This is a genomic window from Oleiphilus messinensis (assembly GCF_002162375.1).
GTDB lineage: Bacteria > Pseudomonadota > Gammaproteobacteria > Pseudomonadales > Oleiphilaceae > Oleiphilus > Oleiphilus messinensis.
Window position 1 is genome coordinate 1,983,692 of sequence record NZ_CP021425.1, and the last position, 24,699, is coordinate 2,008,390.

Here is a 24,699-nt window from a genome sequence, read left to right on the forward strand (position 1 = left end):
TAAACATGGAGGCCTCTGCAGGGGCCTCCAGCAGTAAGATTTTGAGGTTGATGTAATGAGATTGACAGTTGGCATTAAGATTGGTGGCGGTTTTTTCCTTATCACACTCATGCTGTTGATAGCAGGGCTGATGGGGTTTTCGGGGGCGGTCAAGCTGGGGGACTCGATTGACTATTTTGCCAACAGCGCCTGGCCCTCGGGGGACGCCGCATCGCAGTTAATATCGTCGGTTCAGAAACAGGCGACAATTACGGAAGAAGTGACTGCAGGCGTGGTGGCTGTTTCCGATACCCAGCGTAGTAGCCTGCGTGAAGCCGTCGCAGCATCAGAGCAGAGCCTTGAGAAAGTGTTGAATGCGGGGATTGCAACCGATCAACAAATGGCGGATATCAAAGGCATGTATCAACGCTATGAGCAGTCTGTTGATAAGCTGATTGGAAGCCACAAGGCCTTTGCGAATAGCCGAAATGGCGCGTTTACGCAATTAGCCGAGTTCAAGAGTTCATGAAGGTACTGGAATTCTATTCGAACAACATCTACCGTTTGCCGAATGTTGATCAAGGGGACAAGTTTGATTTAGTGACCTACTTTTTCAAAACCAAACTTGCTCTGCAAACCCGATTTTATTACATGCAGCGGTTTTTAGGTGGGGATGATCAAGAAACCATGTTGGCTGAAATGGAGTCCGCATGGGAGGATTTGTCCGATGAATCCTATGAACTGTCCGATCTGGAGTTGACCAATGCAAGTATTCGCAGCGGCAAATTTGAAGGGAAGACCTATTCGGAGCTGTTAACCAGTTCAATTGAGCAGCATAAAGTCTTTTTTGACCAGTTGATTGTTGATTTCCAAGCCTACCGCCAGGTTCGTAAGGACTATGACCAAATCAAAGTTGATACCTTAACGCAGATCAGCCAGTTTGTAGAGAATATCGGGGATGTTGTGGTCAGTGAGACGGAGCAAGCCCGAGTTACCAAACAAAATGTATACAGCACTGTTATTATCTCGATTGTCCTCGGGGTGATTATTGCAATATGTGCCACCCTGTTTTGTCTGGCCACTGTCGTCAAACCCATCGTTCAGGCGGGTCAGCGTATGAAGCAGATTTCAACCGGTGATGGTGACCTGACCGCCACGCTTCCGGTCAATGGCAATGACGAAATCGCATTTATGGGGCGTTATTTCAACAATTTTGTTGGCAAGATCAGAGATATTATTTCTGCGACGATCAGTATTTCAGAAAACTTGTCCGCTGCGGCCCTGCATCTCGAGTCCCTGTCCAATAAAACCAGTCATGCTACTGCTGAACAGCAAAGCGGCAGTTCCCAGATTGCGACGGCGCTGTATGAGATGACCGCGTCATTTCAGGAGGTCGCGCAAAACGCATCGAGTGCTGAACAAGCCACGAATGATGCGAATGCCAGTGTGAAGCAAAGCCAAACAGCGGTAACAAACAACAAAACGTCAATTGAGCGTCTTTCGTCGGATATTGTTGAAGCCAGCTCCGCAGTCAGTGCGCTCGCCGATGAAAGTGAAGCTGTCGGCAGTATCTTGAATGTCATACGGGGTATTGCTGAGCAGACAAACCTGCTTGCCCTGAATGCTGCAATAGAAGCGGCAAGAGCAGGAGAGCAGGGGCGAGGGTTTGCAGTCGTTGCCGATGAGGTAAGAACGCTGGCGCAAAAAACCCAACAGTCTACTACGGAAATTCAAACGGTCATTGAGGGGCTTCAATCGCGCTCACACGCAGCGGTGGATGTGATGAAAAACAGCCAGTCGCTCGCAAGTGAAAGTGTCGACTTTGCGAATATCGTTGACCAGCAGCTGGAGTCTGTGAATAAGGCCGTTGAGGACGTATTCCGTATGAATGCCCAGATTGCAACAGCTTCAGAGGAGCAGGCGTCCGTTGCGGAGGACATCAACCGCAATGTAACACATATCAATGACTTGTCGGAGCAAACATCCCATGATGCCCAAGCCGCGCTAAAAGCCTCCCTGGATGTAAAGCAGATGGTGGATCAGATGCGAGATTTAGTGCATCAGTTCAAAGTGTAGGGCGGGTTGCATCGCTCTACTGATTTCCAACTTATGTTGATTCAGCTCAATTGTTAAACAAATTTTACATAAACTAATTGCAAATCATTATCATTGGGTTTAATATCCTGCCTATCAAATGAGGGCAGACTTATGTTCGTATGTATTTGCAATCAGGTAACTTCCAAAGAAATTCGCCAAGCCGTTGAAAGTGGTAATCATAGTTTCGATGCGGTTCAGGAAATGCTCGGCGTCGCGAGCTGCTGTGGTCAATGTGAAGATTATGCGCGCAACTTCGTCGATGAGTTGAACGGCAATGCTTCAGTAGATCTGGCGTATTGCGCTGCATAAAATCTGGCACAGCGATGATTTCCAGTACTTTTCACCTTTGTGGATTGGCTCGATAAAACTCAGTTCGATAGTCGTCTAATGTGCGCTCAAGTTTGCCGGAGCGTTGCAGAACCTGAAAAGCTTTGTTCAGGCGACGCAATTGTTTCTGGTTGGCCTCGCTACTTTTAAGGGCACATTGAAAGTGGTAGTGATTCAGGGTGATGGGCTGGATTGAAAACTCGTTGTGCATCATCGGCGTGATGCGAAACTGATCCAAACGAAAACCGTCGAGCGTGCCATCTCGTAATGCCGTTATCATACCCTGCGTACTACTAAAGACAGGGAGCTCAACCAAACCGGAATGCGCGAAGTCTTGAAGAATCGGGTTTTGCGGGGTCTTCTCCAGGGCACCAATAACTTTGTTGGTCAGGCCACTGTAGTGTTTAATCGTCCGTTCATCTTTTCGCGTAACCAGTACATCACTTGAAATATGAAGCTCGACCGATTGGAGCGGAAAGCTCGGGTCGGGTTGAAAATAGCCTGTAAGGTAGCATGCTCCATCTGCTTCAGACGCCTTTTCAGGTGCCAATACCGATGTTTCCGTACTTCTGTAAAACAGCGAAACTTCACCCCCCAATAATGTCGCCACAGTGATGCCAAATCGGGACATCAGTCCTCGGGGGGCTGGCTCGGTTGTTTGATACGGTGGAAAATCCGGTGAATGGATGTACAGAACATGAGTGGATGATGAGCTCAGGGAGGGGCGAGGGACTGTTGACTCAATGGCTGCGACACCGCTGATGAAACAGCTCAGCAATCCCGCAATGAATACTGATTGTTGTCGTTTCAAGGTTAAACCATCCTGCTCCTGTTGGCTCGCCCCCGAATTTTAGATCAATCCTTCGCTGAGTTCGACTCCCTGATTGAAAAATAACAGGAAGTCGAAAATCTACTCAGACATAAAGATCGGGAAACAGTTTGCCAGTATAGTCCGGATCATTTTTATACGCGTCGAAATTGTCTTGTCCGCAACTTCGTAGCCAGTCTTCATCCACTAATGTTTGACCGCTTATGGCTCCCGGAATCGTCGAGAGCAGGCGAATGGCTGCGTCCGCCATAATCGCCGGGGTACGGGCGCCTTTCATTAACGCCGGATTGCCAGCCTCAAATTCAACTGCCGCGGTTGCAATGATCGTTTTGGGCCACAGCGAATTTACTGAAATATTGAACTTCTTAAACTCCTTGGCCATCCCGATTGTCAGCATGGACATACCATACTTGGTAATGGTGTAAGGGGCATAGTTTGCGAACCACGCGGGGTCAAGGTTGAGTGGTGGTGACAAGTTGAGAATATGAGCATGCCCAGATGCTTTGAGCCAGGGCAGTGCTGCCTGGGATGCGGCCATAACAGCGCGGGTATTGACCTGGTACATCAGATCAAACCGTTTCACCGGCAGCTTCTCTACACCTTGCAATTTGATCGCTCCCGCGTTGTTGATCAGAATATCGAGGCTGCCAAAGTGATCTGCCGCTTGATCAATGCATTCTTTTATTTGCGCTTCGTCTTGCACATTGAGTTGCAGTGGCAGTGCCTGTCCTCCTGCGCGAGTCACCTCTTCTGCGACACTGAAGATTGTACCGGGTAATTTGGGGTGAGGCTCCGCAGACTTCGCTGCGAGCACCAGATTGGCTCCCTCAGCAGCGAGCTTTAGCGCAATTTCTCGCCCGATTCCCCGACTTGCACCGGTGATGAAGCAAGTCTTTCCTTTCAAACTCTCCGTTTGCACTGGGCTATTGGATAATTCCGAATTCATGTTGTTGCCACCTCAGGGCGTGTTGATTTGTGTCTTCTACTTTTCTATTGTTTTGTCTTTCTGACGCTTGGTCGATGCCGGCCATTTTGCATGGTTTTTAGGTTTTTAGGTTTTTAGGTTTTAAGTTAAGGGTTATTCGGCTTTATTGATCGTGATTAGAACCTGCTTGGATTTTACCTGTTGTCCGATGCTGAGGTCGCACTCCGAGACCACGCCATCAACATCAGCTTTGATTGGGTGCTCCATCTTCATCGCTTCAATCACGACAAGTAGCTGTCCACGGCTGACCGTATCCCCCGGTTTAACTTGTACATCTACAACCGCTCCGTCCATCGGCGCTTGAATTTTTCCACTTCCGGCACCGTTCGCTGTGACAGGAGGGGCATAACTGATTTCGGAATAGCGCTGTGTCACGCCATCAAGGTGGAGCCAGATCGATTGTCCATCCAGGTTGTAGTGGCATCGTTTACGAACGTCATTGTGTATGAAGTCCAGATAATCGCTACCCAATGAGACGACTTTCAGTCCCGTAATCTCTGAGGTATCAGGCTGTTGTTCGGAACCCTCGACAACCGGATTTTGGTGTTTTACCTCATAACCCTCAGGGGTGTACCGAATCGCAAGTTGATGTGCAGGTTCTTGCCCGCCTCCAGAACGGGTGAATCGGAACAGTTCAGGAATGCTGCCATAACGTTCCTGAGGTAAAGCGCCAGATGCGTGAGTGTGTTGCAGATTGAGGATAATCGCGGCAAGACCAAGGCTGATTTCGTCGGGTGTTCTTTCATGCAAGGACACAAGCTCGGATTCATGTTCATTGATGAATGCAGTCGTTGCATTTCCTTTTGCAAATTCAGGGTGGGCCAACAGCTCTCCCAGAAACTGCAGGTTATGTGTTACACCTAATAAACGTGTTTGTTGAACGGTCCGCAGCAGTCTGCGTCGCGCCTCTTCCCGATTTTTACCCCAGGTAATCAATTTCGCCAGCATGGGATCATAGTGTGGACTGACATGATCTGACTGGGCTATTCCGCAATCGATCCGGATTCCTTCACCTTCCAGAGGCATCCAGCTGCAGATTTCCCCGGTTTGAGGCATGAAATTCTGACTGGGGTCTTCTGCATATAAACGAACCTCAATGGCGTGGCCGTTCAGGGCAACTTCATTTTGAGCCAACGGTAATGTCAGACCCAGAGCAATATCCAGTTGCAGTGCGACCAAATCCAGCCCGGTAATTAACTCGGTAACCGGGTGCTCCACCTGCAGGCGCGTATTCATTTCCAGAAAGTAAAAATTCTTGTGCTCGTCCACCAGAAACTCGACCGTGCCTGCACCTTCATATTGGCAGGATTTGGCAACGCGAACCGCAGCTTCACCCATTTTTCGGCGTAAGTCTGAATCGACGAACGGAGAGGGTGCTTCTTCGACGACTTTTTGATGGCGACGTTGTATGGAGCAATCCCGCTCGTTGAGGTACAGGGTATTGCCATGTTGGTCTGCAATAACCTGAATTTCGATATGTCGTGGTGAAATAATTGCTCTCTCGAGAATTAAATCATCATCACCAAATGCATTGCGTGCTTCTGATCGCGCTGTTTTCAGCATCGGAATCAGTTCATCTGCCGAGTTCACCAGACGCATACCCCGACCACCACCTCCGGCAGAGGCTTTGATCATGAGTGGAAAGCCGATTCGTTGTGCTTCCCGAGTCAGATTTTCATCGCTTTGATCCTGCCCCTCATAACCTGGAACACAGGGGACATCCGCCTCGAGCATCGCGACTTTCGCGGCCCGTTTATTCCCCATCAGTTCGATCGCAGCCGGAGACGGGCCAATAAACTTGATGTTTTGCGCCTGGCACTGTTTCGCAAACTCGGCATTTTCGGAGAGAAAGCCGTAGCCCGGATGAATTGCGTCGGCACCGGTTTTTCGGGCTGCATCCAGTATGCGGTCGATATTTAAATAGGAGTCGGCAACGTTGGCTGGACCGATGTACACCGCTTCATCTGCCGCTTGTACATGCAGTGCATTGCGATCAGCATCGCTGAAAACGGCAACTGCGGTGAAACCGGATGATTGAATGGATTTGATAACACGCAATGCAATTTCACCACGGTTGGCGACCAGTACTTTTTCAAACATTGGAATTTCCTTTAGCGATAATCTGGACGATTAAACGTGCCGTTTTCTGAGCGTTCAACCGGCAATTCAGCACCTTATTCGGCCCATTTAGGCTGGCGCTTCTGAATAAATGCCATTGCACCTTCGGTGGCTTCCGGACTGCGTGCCGCCTGAGCAAACTGCTCTGCACCCAGATCAAGAACCGACTCCAAAGGGGATTCCAGGGTGTTTAACAGCAGCATTTTGGTCATTGCATTGGCATCGGGGGCACAACGCTTGATTTGTGATAATACTGTTGTCAACGTTTCTGCAATCTCTTGATCTGACGCACAGACATAGTGAGCAATTCCCAGTCGCTGGGCTTCCTGGCCATCAAACCGGGCACCGAGCAGTGCCAGACGTCTTGCCTGGGTCAAGCCTATACGTTTTACGACAAAAGGGGCGATCTGGGCAGGCGGCAGGCCCAGGCCCGTTTCGGGGAGTCCAAATTGCGCATCTGCAGCCGTAATCGCCACGTCTGACACACAGGCCAGACCGAAGCCTCCCCCCAATGTCGCACCTTCCGTGATAACGACAACAACCTGTCGAGCAGACTGCACCTGACATAACATTCGACCAAAGGCCCGATTCAGCGTGAAGAAAGGATCTTCAGTCCCGTCATCCCTCTTGGGGCTGCTCCCGCGCGCAGAAGCCATGTCTTTGATATCGCCTCCGGCACAGAAATGTCCTGCTGCGCCGCGCAGGACGATAGCGCGAAGGTCGGGGCGTTGCTCCGCTGTGGCAAACAGGGTGGAAAGTTCCTTGACCATTTCCAGGCTCATGGCGTTTCGGGCTTTGGGCCGGTTCAGCGTAATGTGCAAAACACCTTGCTCCAAGCTTGCCTGCAGGGTATTTAAATTGTCGAAGACGCTGTTATCGTGACTGATGTCTGTCGTGCTCATGTGAAATATTACCTGTTAAACGTGTTTGATTAGCTTTTCTTCTTACCTGGCAGAATGCCCATCAATTTGCAGATAATGCCCAACATGATTTCATCTGCGCCGCCGCCGATAGAGGCCAGTCGCACATCCCGGTAAGCGCGGGAGATTGTGCTGTCCCACATAAAGCCCATACCGCCCCAATATTGCAGACAGCCGTCGGTAACTTCCCGTCCCAATCGACCTGCTTTGAGTTTCGCCATTGAGGCGAGGCGAGTGGCGTCTTTGCCATTGATATAGTCTTCACAAGCCTGATAAATCAACGCTCGAAGCGCTTCAATTTCAGTTTGCAGTTCAGCAAAACGGAAGTGTATGACTTGATTGTCGATCAGTGGTTGACCAAAGGTCTCCCGCTCCCGACAGTACTGGATGGTTTCGGTGACGCAATTTTCCAACGCTTTTACCATGTTGGCTGCAGCCCACATGCGCTCCTCCTGGAATTGAATCATTTGCATCATGAAGCCCATACCCTCACCACCGATTCTGTGCCGTTGAGGAACACGGACATCATCGAAAAATACCTGCGCTGTTTCGGAAGAACGCATACCCAGCTTGTTCAAGCGGGGTGCAATTTCAATACCGGGGCTGTCCATCGGGACGACGATCAGGGACTTGTTTTTGTGGGCTTTATCATCGCTGGTATTGGCCAGCAAGCACATAAAATCCGCTTTTGGCGCGTTGGTGATCCACATTTTTGTGCCGGAGATCAGGTAGTCATCACCGTCTTTGCGGGCGCTTGTTTTCAAGCCTGCTACATCGCTGCCAGCGCCAGGTTCACTGACCCCGATACAACCTACGAGCTCACCTGCAATTGCGGGTGCCAGGAATTCCTTTTTAAGGTCATCATCCCCGAATCGGGCCAGTGCGGGTGTGCACATGTCTGTCTGCACCCCAATTGACAAAGGTACGCCACCACAAAGTGCAGTACCCAGTTCCTCAGCGGCCACCAGGTTATAACTGTAGTCCAGGCCCATACCTCCGTATGCTTCCGGTTTACTGATCCCGAGTAAGCCCAGCTTGCCCATTTTCTGGAAAATCTCGCGAATCGGGAACTCACCTTCTTTTTCCCACGCTTCTACATTGGGGTTTATTTCGTTGTCGACAAATTGTCTTACGGTGCGGCGCAATGCATTGTGTTCTTGGGTGAATAGCATGGTCTTATCTCTTTTTCTGTTTATCGTTCATCGGAGGTGATGTGTTTAGGTCTCGAAACAAAAAGGTCAGAAACGGGCGACTCCAAAGGTACTGGGATTCAAGTTTCTCTGCTTGGCTTCGGCGCAGATATCAAGCAATTGTGCGAGTAAAATTCGTGAGTCACGTGGGTCGATAAGCCCGTCATCCCATAAGCGGGCCGTTCCGAATAGTGCGGTTGATCCTTTGTCGAGTTTTTCTGCGGTCGCTTTTTCGATGGTTTCGAGCATTTTCGGGTCTGGTGTCTGGCCCATCTTGGCGTGCTTTTCTTCAGTTACAATACGTAAAACTTTTCCTGCCTGAGCGCCACCCATGACCGCGGTTTTGCTGTTTGGCCAGGCGAAGATGAAACGGGGGTCCAGCCCTCGTCCACACATGGCGTAGTTCCCTGCGCCATAAGAGCCGCCTACGACCATGGTCAAGCGAGGTACCTGGGCATTGGCAACAGCCTGGATCATTTTCGAACCATGCTTGATAATGCCTTGTTGCTCTGCCTCGGTGCCGACCATAAAGCCGGTTGTGTTGTGCAGGAAGAGAAGCGGTGCACCGGATTGATTACAAAGCTGTATAAATTGAGCGGCCTTGGTTGCGCCCGCGGCAGTAATTGGGCCGTTATTGCCAATTACACCGAGGCTGTGATTCTGTATTTTGATAAAACAGCAGACCGTTTGATTGTCATACTCATTTTTAAAATCGAGAATTTCGGAGCCGTCCGCCAAGCGGGCCAGAATCTCGCGTACATCGTAGGGTTTCTTGGCATCAGCCGGGACCAGTCCCAGTAGATCGCTCGCCGGGTAGAGCGGGGCTTTCCAGTCTGATGACCGGGCTTCCCGAGGTTGTCGCGGCAGGTTCTGATTCCAGGGAATCATTGCCATGATTTCCCGGGCAATGCGAATACCGTCCGCATCGTCTTCTGCCAGGTACTCTGCGGTTCCGGGTTGTTGGGCATGCATTTCTGCCCCTCCGAGTTCTTCATCTGTGGCAATCTCACCGGTAGCGGCTTTTAATAACGGTGGGCCTGCCAGAAACATCTTGGCTTTATTACGCACCACGACCACGTAATCGGACAGACCGGGTTGATACGCTCCCCCTGCCGTCGCGTTACCATGGACAACCGTAATCTGGGGGATACCTGCGGCAGACATTCGCGCCTGATTCGCAAAACCCCGAGCACCTGCTACAAAGATATCAGTAGCATAGTTGAGATTTGCTCCGCCGCTCTCTGCCAGGCTGATAACCGGTAGTTTGTTTTCGCTGGCAATGGCCTGTAGTCGAAGGGATTTATCCAGCCCGGCGGGTGAAATGGTTCCGCCTTTGATGGCGCTGTTACTGATCGCTATCATGCATCGGACACCGCTGACTGTCCCGATACCGGCAATGACACCGCCACCGGACATGGAGCCATCGCGATCATCATGCATTTTATAGCCCGCCAATGAGCAGATTTCGATGAAATCAGATCCCCGATCCAGCAAATGGGCGAGTCGTTCGCGAGGAAGTAGTTTGCCCCGGCTTACAAATTTTTCTTTGGCTTCTTCTGCCTTCGCGATGGTTTTTGCTTCGATATTTCTGAATTCGTCGATGCTGGCCTGCATGGCTTCACAATTCGCTGCAAACTCGGAACTGTTGGTGTTTATTTGTGATTCAAATACGGGCATAACGCATCCCACCAATTTGTCATTATCTATTTATTGCCCCACATTCAATGGACTTTAAGGATTGAATGTGGGCCGTATCGGGCTGAATGTAGTTGTAGAATTAGTCTTGGAAAACCGTTGTTGCGATCTGGGAAGCTGTTTTGCCAGTCACTCTTGTTCCGACTTTTTTTCTTTCAGCACATTCGGTGTTTCAGCGCGGTGGAAACCGTTATAAGTGGTAACATTCTTCGCTTTGGGTAACGGCCATACCCGTGTGCCTTGAGAGGCTGCACCATCGATGCGAACGGTAGTGCCGCTGATGAAAGCAGCCGCATCACTCAACAGGAAACAGATTGCCGAGCTGACTTCGGCTTCAAGACCCATACGTTTAATGGGCACGGCATCCGGGAGAGATTGCAGCCAGGATTTAATATGGGGTGGATAACTGTCCATCCCGCTGGATGCAATCCAGCCTGGCGCAACGGCATTGACTCGAACACCAGCGCAACCCCATTCCACTGCAGCGGTCTGGGTGAAATTGACCATTCCGGCGCGTGCTGCACCGGAGTGCCCCATGCCGGGCATGCCGCCCCACATGTCTGCGACGATATTGACGATCGAGCCACCGGTTTTGCTCATACTTTGGTTGAACGCTTCCCGTGCAAATAGAAATCCACCGGTCAGATTGGTCGCCACCACGGCATCCCAGCCTTTTTTATTGATACTGTTCAAGGGGGAGGGAAACTGACCACCGGCGTTATTCACCAGCCCATGAATCGCGCCGCGCCGCTCGACAATCGTTTTGATGACGTCTTTAACCGAATCTTCATCCCGGATATCACAGCTGAAGTAGTCACATTTGAACCCGTCTTCTTCAAGTTCTGCGGCGACAGCTTGCAGTTTTTCCAGCTTGCGTCCGATGAGGACGGTATGGGCTCCCAAGTGAGCCAGTTCATGTGCCGTGCATCGGCCAATACCACTTCCGCCACCGGTGACAATAATGGTTTGATTGGCGAAAAGGTCGGGTTTGAAAACTGAATCGTAGGGCATGCCGAAAAATCCTGTTCTGATTATGAGTATGCCGTAAAAGGTACCAAGCAAGCGCTTGGTTTGTAAAGAGCCAATTTGTAATTTAATCTATAAAAAGCACCTGAATTGAATTTTCCTGTTTTTGCTACCCGGAAAATGACGAAGGGGAATCATTTATGGGAGTTTCCGCCTCGGTAAGCGTTGGCGGATGTAAATTACAGTAAGATTTCAAAAACGAATATTTCCGATAGAATAATCGGTTGTGGTTTAATTGAAGACCGAATGAGTTTGAATCGACACTGTTGCCCTCCGACCAAAGGAAAGTCATTAAAACGAATGAAAGCACTAAATCAACTGATCGAGCAAGGTACCGTCACAGACCCTGAGTCCGCGCGTGGACGACTGTTAAGCAAGGCTGCCCACCTTTTCAAAGAAAAAGGCTATGAACGAACCACGGTGCGCGATTTGGCAAAGTCGGTTGGAATTCAAAGTGGCAGCATCTTTCATCACTTCAAATCGAAAGAAGAGATATTGCGTGCCGTGATGGAGGAGACGATTCTCTTCAACACCGCACGTATGCGCCTTGCTCTGGATGAATGTAAGACCTCTCGAGATAAAGTGCTCGCCCTGATTCGTTGCGAGCTGGAGTCAATTACCGGTGATACCGGCGAAGCAATGACGGTTCTGGTTTACGAATGGCGCAGCCTGTCTGAAGAGAACCAAAAGCGAATTCTGGCATTGCGGGACGTTTACGAACAGTTGTGGATCACATCCCTGGAAGAAGCAAAGCAGGATGGCTATATCGAGGCAGACACGTTTATTTTAAGACGCTTTTTAACAGGAGCCTTGAGCTGGACCACTACCTGGTTCAATCCGAAAGGAGGACTCTCTCTGGAAGAACTTGCCGAGCAGGCACTTTTATTGGCGATTAAATGAGCCTCAAGCCCCTAAGTTTTGTTGATCTGGATGAAACCGAAGTTGCAGAGCAACTTCGAAATGGCTTTCCCTGGTTAAAATTTTCTCCGGCTATCGAATCTGCGTTTCGTGAGTGGCGCTATCGTGAAATGCGCAAGCGAACCCGGCCCGTTGGTTTTAGCGTTATCCTCATTTTTGTGCTTTACAGTGTGATGGATTACCTGCTTTTTCCGGCAAACCTTTCGGTGGTGACCATTAGTTTTCGGCTGCTACTGGTCTGCCCAGCAGTTGCCTACAGTATTTGGGGCAGTTATCAGAATTGGCCTGAACGACGATTCGTTTCAGTCTACACGCTCACCTACAGTCTGGTGTGCGGGGGCATGGCCGTGATGATCATGGTTTCCCAACTCAAAGGGATTATGATGCCCTATGACGGTTTGTTGCTGATGTTAATGGGAGGCTACTTTTTGTTGGGCCTGCCGTTTTGGCATATCGTTCTTTCCTCCTGGGCATTGATTCCCGTTTATGTGATTTGTGAAAGTTTCACCAGCTATCCACTGGATCAACTCAAATTTGATGTTTTCTTTATGGCGACAGCGAATTTGATCGGAACCGTAGGTGTGTATCTGCTGGAGAAAGGGCAACGTAGTTTGTTTCTGAATCGTGTCTTGCTGGATATTGCCCGGCAAAAGGCAGAGCAGGATAGTGAAAGCAAATCCCGCTTTATTGCCTCCGCGAGCCATGACCTCCGGCAACCCTTGCACGCCATGCATCTGTTAATCGAAAACCTTGAAACCAAAGCCTCTGAAGAATTGTGGCCTGTGATATCCCAAGTAAAAGAATCTGCTTTTCATCTCGGGTACCTGATCACCTCGTTGCTGGATATCTCCCGCTTGAACTTTGGTGTGGTGACGGTGCATGGGGAGCGATTTGATTTAGGTGAGTTAAGTGAGCGAATTCGTTCCGACTTGTTGCCCGATGCCCTGAGTCGGGATATCAGATTAGTGTTCAAGAGCGAATTGGATGAACCGTGCTGGGTCTATTCTGACCCGGTTCTAGTCGAGCGTATTGTGCGTAACCTGCTGGTTAATGCACTCAAGCACAGCGGGGGCGATCGGGTTGTGGTTGAGTTGCAGCAGAATGCGGTTGAACAGAGCCAGGTTAAATTACGCATTATCGATAATGGTAAAGGGATACCCGAGTCAGAACAGCAACGCTTGTTTGAAGAGTTCCAGCAAGGGACCGTAGCTGCAGGTGAGTCCAAGGGGCTTGGCCTCGGGCTGGCTATTGTAAAACAGCTCAGTGAATTGCTGGAATTGGAAATGACTCTGTTTACCACTGTTGACGGCGGTTGCACATTTTCGCTGAGTTTCGATCGCACTGATGCGCCAATTACACAACCAGAACCCCGGTATACCCCGCAGGCGCATTTGATTAAGAATAGTAGCCGGGTGTTACTGCTGGAAGATGATGAAAAGGCCCGATTCTCGATGGTCACTTTACTTGAGGGATGGGGTTTTGATGTTCTGGCCTATAGTAACCTGTCCCAAGTCCTGGATGATAATGCCGACCCGTTTCAGGAGCTTGATTTAATCATCTCTGATTATCATCTGGAGGGACGCGAAGTTAATGTGCCGGATACTCTGGATGCCCCGCACACCGGCTATACCGCAATTTGTTGTATCCGGGAGCTGACCGGGCAGTGCTGTCCGGCGATATTGATGTCTGCAGATGCGGACATTATCGAGCAAAACTTCGCTTTACCGGAACTCACTGTGATCGGAAAGCCTGTTTTGCCCGGCAAATTGCGGCTGATAATTTCGGATGCTATCAGCTAAACCAGGCCCAGTCGATTGGCTACGGTGACACACTCCGTTCTGTTATGCACTTCCAGAACCGTAAACAGTGCTTTGAGATGGCTTTTTACGGTATGTTCAGTCAGTCCCAGAGTGGTGCAGATTCTTTTGTTTGGCATGCCAGCCGCTAACAGTTTCAATACTTCGAGCTGACGGGGCGTGATATTCAATTCCTGAAGGTTGGCTTGCACCGCATTATGGTCAACCCGGTGATAAAAAGCCGGCGTACAGATGTCACCATTCAACACTTTAACCACATTTTCCATGATACTCGCCGAGCCCGAGGCTTTATTGATAAAGCCACTGGCACCCGCAACAATGGCAGCATGCACGTCAGCTGAATCCTCCGATGCAGACAGAATCACAACGGGGACAGGCAGTCGCCGCTTTCGAATCTCCTGCAGCAAACTCAAGCCACCTTGTCCCGGCAGATTCAAATCCAGAAGCACGAGGTCAATTTCAGGATGCTTGATCAGCAAGTTCAACGCTTGTTCAGAATCTGAACAGGTGAGCAGGTTTTCTGCGGGAATATAGCGGGATAGCGCCAGTGTCAGCCCTTCCATGAACAATGGATGGTCATCAATCAGCAAACAGGTGAGTTCAGCGTACACGTTAATTTTCGGACTCTTTGTTTTTGTTTTATTAAATTCAGGGGCTGGCGAAAGCGACCCTGGTATTTATTTGGCAAACTCAGTCTTGATTGTCGAATTTTGAGTGTGCGTTAAGGCAATTTTACACTGATTTGTACATTTTTGTTGAGACTAATTTCCCGTTTGGTTGTCTGCCCCATCGGGTCGTAATCCCTCTTGCCTCAAATTGGTGATAATTAAATTTGCCTCTGTGCGAATGTGGTGCGCAGGCAGAAAGGGCGAGTGCGTAATTTTGGTGTAGGTTGGTTCTCCTGAGCGCTTCTGGTGCCTTTTAAGGTTGGGTCGCGTTGCTGGCTATTCGGGATTTAAATCGGGTGTCGTATTTAAGGTGTTGATAAACCATGAATTTTTTTGTGGTTTTTAGTTAGTCTCTAGTGTGTACCACCTATTAGGTATTAATTGGCATGCTTGTTGCCACTTGCTGGATAGATTAACCCGTAAGTGGATCGATTGATGAATGCCAAGGTTCAAGCTGTCCCCGTAAGCAGCCCGGATTTAATTCCGGTATCTGAATGTGCCGAGCAGGTCGCGTTTGAAGATACGCAAGAAGCCCCTCACGTTATTGTGGTTGGGGCTGGGCCTGTTGGAATCCGGTTCGTTGAAGAACTGATGAAGCGAAAACGGAATGTCAAAATTACGCTGTTTGGTGATGAACCCTGGGCACCCTATAACAGAGTGAAATTGTCTTGTTTATTGTCGGGTGACGTCTCTCTGGAAGAAATTGAGCTGACCTTGCCAGAATCGCAAGAGAACCGCATTTTAAAGCATTACAACTGCCGTGTTGAAAAAATTGTCCGCGAAGAAAAGGTGGTTATCGACGAGACCGGAGTAGCTCATTCTTACGATCATCTGGTTCTGGCGACCGGGTCTCGTCCATTCGTTCCGAATGTATCCGGTCGGGAAATTCAGGGGGTGTTCACATTCCGGAGCCTGGGGGATACCGCATCGTTGCTCGCCCGCAGTGCCCGTAGTCGGCATTGTCTTGTGGTCGGTGGTGGTTTGCTGGGTTTGGAAGCGGCAAAGGCCCTTGGTCGGTCTTCAACTCGAGTGACGGTCGTGCAACAGGGCCCTTTTGTGATGAATCGGCAATTGGATCAGGACGGTGCACACATTTTGCAAAAGCGTCTCGCGGAAATGGGCATCGAGGTTCTGGTCGGAAATGGCGTCAGAGCAATTGTCGGTGACCGTTCGGTTGAAGGCGTTACGCTTCGCAATGGTGAGCTGGTTGCCTGTGATACGGTCGTATTCTGCGCGGGCATCAAAGCCAATCTTGAGTTGGCTCGATCTGCATGGTTAAAAGTTAATCAAGGCATTGTGGTCGATGACAATCTTCGCACTACAGATGAATCGATATTCGCCATTGGAGAATGTGCAGAGCATCGAGGCTTAACCTACGGAATTGTCCAGCCTGGATTTGAACAGGCGTCCATCGCCGCTGAGGTGCTAAGCGGCGGTCATGCAACGTATTTAGGCTCCACTTCCGCAACCGAATTAAAAGTGGTGGGGGAGTCTGTTTTCAGTGCCGGTCAGATTGAGGCGGAAAGTCGAGGTCTTGCCGAGCGTCAGATTGTTCATAAGCGACCCCGGAAATCCAGTTATCGAAAACTGGTTCTCAAAAAGGGGCATTTGGTCGGGGCGATTGGTGTCGGAGACTGGAGTGATGCGCCAAGGCTGAAGGAGATGGTGATTAACCGGAAACGATTGCTGCCCTGGCAGCAAGTCCGTTTCCTGCTAACCGGGAATGTCTTTCCCGCAGGTGATAGTCAGGATATCCGAACCTGGCCGGATGATGCGTTGATCTGTAATTGCCGGGGCGTCACCAAAGGCGAACTGGTTCGGGTGCAAGGTCAAACCCAGTGTTCACTGGCGCAGCTTAAAGAGACCACGGGCGCGTCAACGGTGTGTGGCTCTTGCCAGCCATTGGTTGCCAGTTTATATGGCGAAGCAGGTGAGCCGGTAAAAACACCGGGCCAGTATTCGCTGCTAACGGCTGCTGCCCTGAGCCTGTGCTTCGTGATGGCGCTGGTTTTGATTGGCCCGCTGCCATTTTCGCAATCTGTCCAGGATCCCTGGCCAATCGATCTATTGTGGACGGACGGACTCTACAAACAAATATCCGGCTTTACCCTCTTGGGGCTCTCACTATTGGCATTAACTGTTTCGCTGCGTAAACGCATCAAACGCATACAACTATGGGCGTTCAGCAGTTGGCGCGTAGTGCATGTCATTTTAGGTGTATTGATGGTGTTAACGCTGGGCATGCATACCGGCCTGCAATCCGGCAGCAACCTGAATCAATTACTCATGATCGACTTTGTCGCCGTTATTGCTGCTGGCGCGCTGGCATCGGTGGTGATCGCAAAAGAGTCGATATTCGGCAGCCGATTTGGCAAAACCCTTCGGTCCTGGTGGACCTGGGGACACATACTGTTTATGTGGCCGTTTCCCGTTCTTCTCCTGGTTCACATTGTCAGTGTTTATTACTTCTAGTGGCCCGATTTTATACTTCGTGAAAGCAGTTAAACATGATGAAAAAAACGATTTGGTTGGTTTGGGGGCTTCTGTCGTTGGCATTAGCCAGCTACTACGGTTATCAGTTACTGATGCCGGGGGACAAGTCCGAGTTTTTAATCGGCGATGCAAGTCATGGGCATTTCCAGATCGAGCTTGACTGTGAAAGCTGCCATACCTCTCCTTTTGGTGGGCAGGAAGTGTTGCAGGACGCCTGTGTGAATTGTCATGGTGCCGAGCTGGAAGCGGTGAACGATTCCCACCCCAAAAACAAGTTCACAGATCCCCGAAATGCTGACCGGGTTGAGATTCTGGATGCCCGGTACTGTGTTACCTGTCACGTTGAGCACCAGGAGGAGCGCACGCACGAAATGGGTGTGACCGTGCCTGAGGATTTTTGCTTTCGTTGTCATCAGGATATTGGTTCTGACCGGCCATCACATGAAGGTTTGACCTTTGATACCTGTGCCAGTGCAGGGTGCCACAACTACCATGACAATCTCGCGCTCTACGAAGCGTTTCTGGTCAAGCATGCGGAAGGGGCAGAAACCGATTTGATGGCCACCATGCTCGAGCGGACTTTTGCCACTGAATATCAGGAAAAGCACAAGCCTGAGTCACTGACGATTGCAGATTTGAACCCGGCAGATCTCAAACAGGCCAGTGCCGATGTATTGCAGCACTGGCAGGACAGTGGCCATGCTGAAGCGGGTGTAACTTGCTCCGGTTGTCATCAAGGGGAACAGAATAGCGAAAGCTGGATTGCCCAACCCGGCCTTGCACAATGCAGTGAGTGCCATACATCTGAAGTTCAGGACTTTGTCGCCAGTCGTCATGGTATGCGTTTGAATCCGGACATGGCGATGAAAATGAGTCCGATGTCACCGGGAATGGGTCGACTGGAATTCAAACCCGATGCCTTAAGTTCGGTGCAAGGCTGTGCGGCCTGTCATCAACCCCACCAATACCAGACTCAACCAGCGATGGCGGAAGCCTGTGTTGGTTGTCATGACGACGAACATACCAATAATTTTGCGCAATCTCCCCACGGCCAACTGTGGCAGAAAGTAAAAGAAGGGGCGTTACCGGAAGAGCGAGGTGTCGCTTGTTCAACCTGCCATATGCCGAGAGAGCATGTGCAGATTAATGGAAAAGACGTGGTTCGGGTACAACACAATCCGAATCATAACCTGAGACCGAATGAAAAAATGATCCGGAGTAGCTGCATGAATTGCCACTCACTGGCTTTCTCCATTGATGCTTTGGCTGATCCGGATCTGATTCGCAGTAACTTCTCTGGCAAACCGGCTAAGCACATTGAATCCATTGATATGGCGCTTTCCCGGGTCAAAGAAAAAAACTAACAATAAGAACAAAAAGCACATTACGAAAAGACGACTGATACTAAACAAGAGGATGTATCCATGAAAAAGACCAATACAATCTTGAAATCTATGGCTGTAGCAAGTGTGGCGGGCATGGCTCTCGTGGGCTGTGGTGGAGAGGAAAAGGCAGGCATTGCGCCTGAGGTTTATACCGACTCTCTGTTTGCAGTGATGAAGGCGGATCGAACGAACTATACCAAATTAATTGTTAAGCGCCTTGGTCCCAGTGGTGCTGCATCCATCAAGCCTGCTGAGCATTGGAAAGATTTGGAGAACGGGGCACCGCTACCGGCGCAAATGTTCCGTGCAGGTGCTGAAGAGGTAGGGCGCTTGACAGACAAGTTCACCTACTCGTTACAATCCACCTGGCCTATCAACAAGCAGAATGCGCCGCGTACCGAAATGGAAAAAGCCGGGCTCAAATACATCGAAGAAAACCCAGGGCAAAACTTTTACGGTACTGAGGAGCTGGGTGGGCAGAAGTACTTTACCGCCGTTTACCCTGACGTAGCCGTTGCGGAGCCTTGTGTAACCTGCCACAACGATCATAAAGACAGCCCCCGTACTGATTTCAAAATCGGGGAAGTTATGGGCGGCGTCGTGATTCGGGTGCCCATGTAGTTATAGAAGTACCAATGTAGACTAAGCTTGGTTTGCTTAATAAATGTTCAAATTCTAAAGCGCTTTTTAGCGTTGATACGTAACCGTCTTATATTTGAGTAATAGGGCGGAGTTGAAAAATAAAGATCCATCTCGGGAGAAGGATATGACAACGTTATATGAAAAATTGGGTGGGGCTGCTGCGGTCGATGCGGCTGTGGATATTTTTTACCGTAAAGTGCTGGCGGATGATCGTATTTCCGAGTATTTCGATGACATCGACATGGATAAACAGGCACAGAAGCAGAAAGCCTTCCTGACCATGGTATTCGGTGGACCAAACGAATATACCGGGAAAGATATGCGTGAAGCCCATAAAAACCTGAAAGGCCTGAATGATACCCATGTTGATGCGGTTATCGAGAATCTCGGCGCAACCTTGAAAGAGTTGGGTGTCGCTGATGAAGACATTCAGCAGGTTGCGAGTATTGCAGAAAGCGTACGCGGTGATGTTCTGAATCGCTGATACGAGTCAGAGAGCTCTCAGATGCTGGCGGGTCTCTGAGGGCTTCAACCTGCGGGGTACATGGTTTACAGCGCGAACTTTGAACGTGAATTTTGGAGCATAAATGGCGGTAGTAAAATACGATGGGGGCGTTTATGAAATAACGCCGGATGCAAGTGTTCTTGATGTGCTGCTAGACAGCGGGGTAGAAATCCCCTTTGGCTGCAAGTCTGGCGTTTGCCATGCCTGCATGATGCAGGTGGTCGATGGTAATGTCCCCGCGGCCGCGACGCAGGGACTAAGAGATACCCATAAACAAAAAGGTTACTTTTTGGCGTGTCAGTGTGTTCCGGAAGTTGACCTTGAAATCGCGAATGCAGATCAAGCGTTAGCAAAATATGCGTATAGTGCAATGGAGTATTCCCGCATGGGCGGTGATATTCTTCGTTTGAGATTAACACCTGAAGATAATCAGCATTCGATCCAGTATCGGTCAGGCCAGTATATTAATTTATGGTTGAACGGTGAATGCCGAAGTTTTTCTGTTGCGAGTGTCCCTGAGCTGGAGACCTTTGTCGAACTGCATATTCAGCTCCGTAGTGATGGGCACATAACCGGTAACCTTGAGTCTTTTCTGTCGAGTAATCAGCCCGTCGTAATTCAGGGCGCGATGGGAGATTGCTTTTACTTACCGGAGATGGGGAGCTCCCCCTTGGTGTTAGCCGGTCTGGGGACGGGTTTAGCGCCGTTATACGGTATTGTGCGTGATGCACTGAATCAGCAGCACAGTAAACCGATATATCTTTTTGCCGGTGCCCGTGACCAAGAGAGTTTATATCTTCATGATGCGTTGCTGGAATTATCCGGACGTCATGATAATTTGCATTATTATCCATCCGTTCTGGAAGCGGAAGACGGCATGGAGAGTCGTTCCATCTATGACCTCATTCGTGATACCTTGCCATCAACCGCCGACTTTAAAGCCTTTGTTTGCGGTAATCAGAATGCAGTGAAAAAGTTACGGAAGCAGATATTTCTGTCCGGGGCCAGCATGAAGGATATTTTTGCTGACCCCTTTGTATCCCCGATTGATTAGTTGAAATGGCCATGGACAGCATGGACAATATCCGAGAATGTCCGTGCTTTCTCATTGCTGTAGTAAGGCTGATTCAATCGTTCTGCAGTTTTGGAAGCAGAAATCAGTCCACGCAGTTCACCCGCTTCCGCGCTTGATTGTGATATCAGCATGTATTCCACTCCAGCTCTGTGAAATGTCGCCATGACCTGGGCGACCGTCGCATGTTGCAGATCTTCCAATCGAACACTGACGACGCACTCGTTCGCTTGCATGATGTCTTTTGCTTGCAAGTCGCCTAAATGAGCCCCCATTTCATGTGCGACTGACATCGCTTTTTTGCCGAGCACGTCTTTCAGTGTCAGCACGCCCAGGCAGTTTCCGGCGTGATTTACCACCAACAGGAAGGCGGTATGGTTGGTTTGCATGATATGTTTTGCATCATTCAACGAGCCATGTGCTTCAATCGTGCAGGGGGATTCTTTCGTGAAGTCCTGCATAATTGCAACAGCGGGTTCGTCGCCGTTCAATCTGGCTGGAATGTCTGGTGCGATGAGTTTGTTTGTACCTTTCAGAATTTCATATGGCATAGGGTTAGTGGTAGGCATGGTATCACCTCAATAATCGTTTGGTTTAAGTTCCTGTGCGCGTCAAGGTGATCGAAGTTTTATGTTGATCTGGATATTGACGCTTTCTTCTAATTTGCATCGCTCCGGTAACAGAGACGATCAGACGAGACTAGGAAAACGACTTTTGAGGGGGAGCCTGAGGCCAGATGAAGTAGCAGGTTTGCCGCTGGATGAATGAGCTTGGAAAAAACGCAAGTTTGTTCCCGGTATCCGGAATCCTGCCAAGATGGCTATCATCCGGGTGAAGCCAGAGCGAATCGGAATCGGAACTGTCACCGGTATTGATGTCGGATTGCAGTTCATCAATAAGTTGAATGGCTGGATCAAGCGTAGCGGTATCAACAAACGAGCAGAAGCCTGCGCTAGTGTATGCCAGCGTGACTAAAAACAGAAAGTAAGAAAGCCAATGTCTCATTTTCGTCTCAAGCTTCGTTAATTTAGCGTCATTCTCGGTTTCCAGCGCTCGGTTTCCAACCCATGGCCCCGTCAGGAACGGTTCTGTTGAGTGGAACTGAAAATTCGTTACCGCTTATCTTCTATATTAGTATTCAAGTGGATCGCAAACCAGACCAGGCGACTAGCCAATAGTCGTATTTTGTCATTTTTTTACAGTCGTTTGTGTGGGATGACACTCATTTGGTGCATCGTGGGGGCCTAAAAGGGATTTGATCTCTGGTTCATGTGTCACTTTGTAAATCCTTTTGCGCGCTCGTATTTTGTCGGCTATTACTTATGACATCGTTTGTTATATGACATTGTTTGTTATATGACATTGTTTGTGAAACCACAATGACTAGTGGTGAACCCCAAGGACAGAATTTCGAGGCATCAGTCGCTATGAATTTCAATGATTGTTTGACCGTTCTTGCTAAAAATGACGGATCAGATCTCTATTTGAGCACTGGAGCACCCCCGTGTGCCAAATTTCACGGCAAGCTCCGGCCTGTCGACAAGACACCCTTACCACCGGGTGCGATTCGGGAAATTGCATACTCGATTATGGATGAAGAGCAGCGACAGGAATTTGATCATGAGCTGGAAATGAACCTGGCTTATACCATTCCCGGTGTGGGTCGCTTCCGGGTCAACATCTTTAAACAGCGCAATGAAATATCGATTGTTGCCCGTAACATCGTAACCGAGATTCCAAGTGCGGACTCGCTGGGGCTCCCGAATGTGCTCAAAGAAGTGATTATGAGCAAGCGTGGGTTGATACTCTTTGTGGGCGCTACAGGCTCCGGGAAATCGACTTCGCTTGCTGCCTTGATCGATCACCGGAATTCAAACAGTGGCGGCCATATTATCACCATTGAAGATCCGGTCGAGTTTGTGCACAAGCACAAGAAATGCATCATCAATCAACGCGAGGTGGGTGTGGATACCCGAAGCTACCACGCTGCGTTGAAGAACACATTACGCCAGGCTCCCGACGTTATTCTGATTGGAGAAATCCGGGATCAGGAGACCATGGAGCACGCGATAGCATTTGCCGAGACCGGGCACTTGTGTATCTCCACACTGCACGCCAACAATGCCAACCAGGCATTGGATCGGATTATTAACTTCTTCCCTGAAGAGCGCCGTCATCAACTCCTGATGGATCTGTCGCTTAACCTGCGGGCGTTTATCTCTCAACGGCTTGTACCCACTGTTGACAATAAACGTTGCGCTGCAATTGAAATTCTTTTAGGTACCCCTTCTGTGAGTGAGTTGATCAGTCGTGGGGAAGTTGAAAGCATTAAAGAAATTATGGAAAAATCCGAAAACCTCGGGATGCAAACATTTGATTCCGCGTTGTTTAAATTACACATGGAAGGACGCATTACAATCGAGGAGGCCTTGAAGAACGCTGACTCTGCAAATAACTTGAGGCTTAAGGTCAAGCTGGCCGGTGGCACAGTACCCCCTGCCATATCTGAATCGCAGAATGGGGACAAGAGTAAAGAAACTGCAAAACCATCGGCTTCGGGTTCTTCAAGTAGTTTTTCACTCTCTTTACAAGAGATTGAAGAAGACAAGGATGACGAAGAGGAAGAGCATTAGTTCAGGCGATCAGGAGGGTAGGCAATGGCTTCTAGAGAAACGCAGGATCAGAGGTTATTCTGGAACAGCTTCGACCGCTGCTTATCCTCGCCACAGCGAGACCAGCAATTTGCCGAAGACTTTTATCAACGGCTTTATTCCAGCGATAGAGCCATTGCCGAAATATTTGATCGAGTCAGTGTAAGCGATCAGCTCCACGCAGTGCGCCAGGCAGTTTATTTGTTACAGGAAATGACACCGCTGAAGCAAGCAGAAATAACCCTGGACAAGATACAAGCCATCCACCACCAGCATGAAATTCGCTTATCCAATGCAATGCTGGACAAATGGCTCGAGTGCTTACTGGCCTCCGTAGAATTGGCCGACCCCGAATTCAACGAAACAGTGAAACAAGCCTGGATCGATATTCTGACACCAGCAGTGCACATCTTGAAGTCTTTGAATTTGGGTAATTGTGAGCATTAAGTCTGTACTTTTCATCCCGGACTGCTGGGCAAAACAACAGTTGTAATGTCTGTGGGGGTTATTGTAGATATTCTGTCAATGTAGAACCTGAAAGTAACTGCGCAGTTTCTCCAGCTTCAAAAATTTAAGTATCTGATAAATATGGAAAATATATTTTATGTTTTTATTTACATAGACAAAGCGCCTGTCTATGTATGCCGGAATGCTCCCTTTTCCTCCAGCGAAAAGCTGATACACTCATAGTTAATGTTAGGTACAGCCACTGTTAATCGCGGTTACAAACGTGATAGATGCGAGAAATTTGGTGGGCTGGAAGGGATTTACGAAGCATGCAAAGTAATAAGTGTTATGCGTACACAGAGGGTGAGTAAATGAAAGGTAGTTGCTTGTGTGGCGCTATTCAATATGAGGTGAATCAGTTTAGTGGCAATATTTATCAATGCCATTGTAAGCTTTGTCGTGTGCAGGGAGGTTCATCTTCGAATAGTGGCGCAATAGTTCCGCTAAACGATCTAGTCTGGATTAAGGGGCAGCCTAAAACCTGGGTTAAAGATACGGGGTTCACTTCTAGTTTTTGTGACAATTGCGGCGCTCCAGTACCGAATAGATTGCGTGGTTTAGAGTATTTCTGGGTTCCTGTTGGGTGTTTAGATGGTGACTCTTTCAAGGTGGTTGCTAACATCTACCTTGATTCTAAGGCGTCATGGTCTACGGTTTCATCTGATGGTGATTGCTATGAGCAAAGGCCCGAAATCGATGAGTTAATTAGCATGTTAATTGGTGGTCGGCACGCATAACAAAAAGCTGCAAAAGGACGTTTTGCTCCGTGGCTCATTTGCGCGCTCGCTGCGCTCACTATAGCGCAAATGCTCCACTCCACAAAACGCCTCTGAGCTTGGCGTTATACGCTCAGTTTAATCTACTAGCATTTCCAC

General features: G+C 49.3%; 23 protein-coding genes. 13 read left to right on the forward strand and 10 right to left on the reverse strand.

The window, feature by feature from the left end:
* The first annotated feature begins 55 nt into the window (after positions 1 to 55).
* From OLMES_RS08650 to OLMES_RS08660, 3 genes are all read left to right on the forward strand, one after another.
* Complete coding sequence (locus OLMES_RS08650; protein ID WP_087460895.1) at positions 56 to 508, forward strand: hypothetical protein; 453 nt, start codon at positions 56 to 58, stop codon at positions 506 to 508.
* A complete protein-coding gene (locus tag OLMES_RS08655; RefSeq protein ID WP_087460896.1) occupies positions 505 to 2,055 on the forward strand; it encodes a methyl-accepting chemotaxis protein in 1,551 nt (516 codons plus the stop codon). Before OLMES_RS08650 ends, OLMES_RS08655 begins: the two co-directional genes overlap by 4 nt.
* 132 nt (positions 2,056 to 2,187) lie before the next feature.
* Entirely contained in the window at positions 2,188 to 2,385 is a 198-nt protein-coding gene (locus OLMES_RS08660; RefSeq protein WP_087460897.1) for a (2Fe-2S)-binding protein, read from the forward strand.
* A gap of 31 nt (positions 2,386 to 2,416) precedes the next feature.
* On the opposite strand, the gene OLMES_RS08665 is transcribed toward OLMES_RS08660, so the two are convergent.
* The 7 genes from OLMES_RS08665 to OLMES_RS08695 all read right to left on the reverse strand — a co-directional run bounded on the left by OLMES_RS08665 (position 2,417) and on the right by OLMES_RS08695 (position 11,151).
* Positions 2,417 to 3,214 (reverse strand): type 2 periplasmic-binding domain-containing protein, encoded by a 798-nt coding sequence (locus OLMES_RS08665; protein WP_087460898.1) that lies wholly within the window; start codon positions 3,212 to 3,214, stop codon positions 2,417 to 2,419.
* Between the two features lie 103 nt (positions 3,215 to 3,317).
* Entirely contained in the window at positions 3,318 to 4,178 is an 861-nt protein-coding gene (locus OLMES_RS08670) for an SDR family oxidoreductase (RefSeq protein WP_087460899.1), read from the reverse strand.
* Between the two features lie 132 nt (positions 4,179 to 4,310).
* Positions 4,311 to 6,317 carry an acetyl-CoA carboxylase biotin carboxylase subunit gene (locus tag OLMES_RS08675; RefSeq protein ID WP_269767748.1) on the reverse strand — a complete coding sequence of 669 codons (2,007 nt, stop codon included), beginning with the start codon at positions 6,315 to 6,317 and terminating at the stop codon, positions 4,311 to 4,313.
* Between the two features lie 74 nt (positions 6,318 to 6,391).
* Positions 6,392 to 7,237, reverse strand: a complete 846-nt coding sequence (locus OLMES_RS08680) for an enoyl-CoA hydratase/isomerase family protein (protein ID WP_087460901.1) — start codon at positions 7,235 to 7,237, stop codon at positions 6,392 to 6,394.
* Between the two features lie 29 nt (positions 7,238 to 7,266).
* Positions 7,267 to 8,427, reverse strand: coding sequence for an acyl-CoA dehydrogenase family protein (locus OLMES_RS08685; protein ID WP_087460902.1), 1,161 nt, complete (start codon positions 8,425 to 8,427; stop codon positions 7,267 to 7,269).
* A gap of 66 nt (positions 8,428 to 8,493) precedes the next feature.
* The gene (locus tag OLMES_RS08690; protein WP_087460903.1) at positions 8,494 to 10,122 is read right to left on the reverse strand and encodes an acyl-CoA carboxylase subunit beta; all 1,629 of its coding nucleotides are present in this window, start codon (positions 10,120 to 10,122) and stop codon (positions 8,494 to 8,496) included.
* 147 nt (positions 10,123 to 10,269) lie between these two features.
* Positions 10,270 to 11,151, reverse strand: a complete 882-nt coding sequence (locus tag OLMES_RS08695) for an SDR family oxidoreductase (protein ID WP_087460904.1) — start codon at positions 11,149 to 11,151, stop codon at positions 10,270 to 10,272.
* 315 nt (positions 11,152 to 11,466) lie between these two features.
* Here OLMES_RS08695 and OLMES_RS08700 point away from each other — a divergent pair, with 315 nt between their 5' ends.
* Positions 11,467 to 12,066, forward strand: coding sequence for a TetR/AcrR family transcriptional regulator (locus OLMES_RS08700; protein ID WP_087460905.1), 600 nt, complete (start codon positions 11,467 to 11,469; stop codon positions 12,064 to 12,066).
* Entirely contained in the window at positions 12,063 to 13,883 is a 1,821-nt protein-coding gene (locus tag OLMES_RS08705) for an ATP-binding response regulator (RefSeq protein ID WP_087460906.1), read from the forward strand. The genes OLMES_RS08700 and OLMES_RS08705 overlap by 4 nt, the downstream gene beginning before the upstream one ends.
* Here OLMES_RS08705 and OLMES_RS08710 read toward each other — a convergent pair.
* The gene (locus OLMES_RS08710; protein WP_087460907.1) at positions 13,880 to 14,512 is read right to left on the reverse strand and encodes a response regulator transcription factor; all 633 of its coding nucleotides are present in this window, start codon (positions 14,510 to 14,512) and stop codon (positions 13,880 to 13,882) included. The two genes, OLMES_RS08705 and OLMES_RS08710, sit on opposite strands and share 4 nt — an antisense overlap.
* A 492-nt stretch (positions 14,513 to 15,004) precedes the next feature.
* Between OLMES_RS08710 and OLMES_RS08715 the strand changes: the two genes are divergently transcribed.
* The 5 genes from OLMES_RS08715 to OLMES_RS08735 all read left to right on the forward strand — a co-directional run bounded on the left by OLMES_RS08715 (position 15,005) and on the right by OLMES_RS08735 (position 20,648).
* Positions 15,005 to 17,041 (forward strand): FAD-dependent oxidoreductase, encoded by a 2,037-nt coding sequence (locus OLMES_RS08715; RefSeq protein ID WP_087460908.1) that lies wholly within the window; start codon positions 15,005 to 15,007, stop codon positions 17,039 to 17,041.
* Positions 17,042 to 17,076: 35 nt separating this feature from the next.
* Positions 17,077 to 18,426, forward strand: a complete 1,350-nt coding sequence (locus OLMES_RS08720) for a cytochrome c3 family protein (RefSeq protein ID WP_232465297.1) — start codon at positions 17,077 to 17,079, stop codon at positions 18,424 to 18,426.
* A 60-nt stretch (positions 18,427 to 18,486) separates the two neighbouring features.
* On the forward strand, positions 18,487 to 19,068 hold the full coding sequence (locus OLMES_RS08725; RefSeq protein ID WP_087460909.1) for a Tll0287-like domain-containing protein: 582 nt from the start codon (positions 18,487 to 18,489) through the stop codon (positions 19,066 to 19,068).
* A gap of 145 nt (positions 19,069 to 19,213) precedes the next feature.
* Positions 19,214 to 19,573, forward strand: a complete 360-nt coding sequence (locus OLMES_RS08730) for a group I truncated hemoglobin (RefSeq protein ID WP_087460910.1) — start codon at positions 19,214 to 19,216, stop codon at positions 19,571 to 19,573.
* 103 nt (positions 19,574 to 19,676) lie between these two features.
* Positions 19,677 to 20,648, forward strand: coding sequence for a 2Fe-2S iron-sulfur cluster-binding protein (locus tag OLMES_RS08735; protein ID WP_087460911.1), 972 nt, complete (start codon positions 19,677 to 19,679; stop codon positions 20,646 to 20,648).
* Here the strand turns inward: OLMES_RS08735 and OLMES_RS08740 are convergent.
* Both OLMES_RS08740 and OLMES_RS08745 read right to left on the reverse strand, forming a co-directional pair.
* Positions 20,645 to 21,235 (reverse strand): CBS domain-containing protein, encoded by a 591-nt coding sequence (locus tag OLMES_RS08740; protein ID WP_087460912.1) that lies wholly within the window; start codon positions 21,233 to 21,235, stop codon positions 20,645 to 20,647. The genes OLMES_RS08735 and OLMES_RS08740 overlap by 4 nt on opposite strands.
* Positions 21,236 to 21,365: 130 nt before the next feature.
* Positions 21,366 to 21,671 carry a hypothetical protein gene (locus tag OLMES_RS08745; RefSeq protein WP_087460913.1) on the reverse strand — a complete coding sequence of 102 codons (306 nt, stop codon included), beginning with the start codon at positions 21,669 to 21,671 and terminating at the stop codon, positions 21,366 to 21,368.
* Between the two features lie 422 nt (positions 21,672 to 22,093).
* Here OLMES_RS08745 and OLMES_RS08750 point away from each other — a divergent pair, with 422 nt between their 5' ends.
* From OLMES_RS08750 to OLMES_RS29010, 3 genes are all read left to right on the forward strand, one after another.
* Complete coding sequence (locus tag OLMES_RS08750; protein WP_087464401.1) at positions 22,094 to 23,299, forward strand: PilT/PilU family type 4a pilus ATPase; 1,206 nt, start codon at positions 22,094 to 22,096, stop codon at positions 23,297 to 23,299.
* A 24-nt stretch (positions 23,300 to 23,323) separates the two neighbouring features.
* Entirely contained in the window at positions 23,324 to 23,764 is a 441-nt protein-coding gene (locus OLMES_RS08755) for a globin family protein (protein ID WP_087460914.1), read from the forward strand.
* 371 nt (positions 23,765 to 24,135) lie between these two features.
* The gene (locus OLMES_RS29010; RefSeq protein ID WP_087460915.1) at positions 24,136 to 24,561 is read left to right on the forward strand and encodes a GFA family protein; all 426 of its coding nucleotides are present in this window, start codon (positions 24,136 to 24,138) and stop codon (positions 24,559 to 24,561) included.
* Positions 24,562 to 24,699: the final 138 nt, after the last annotated feature.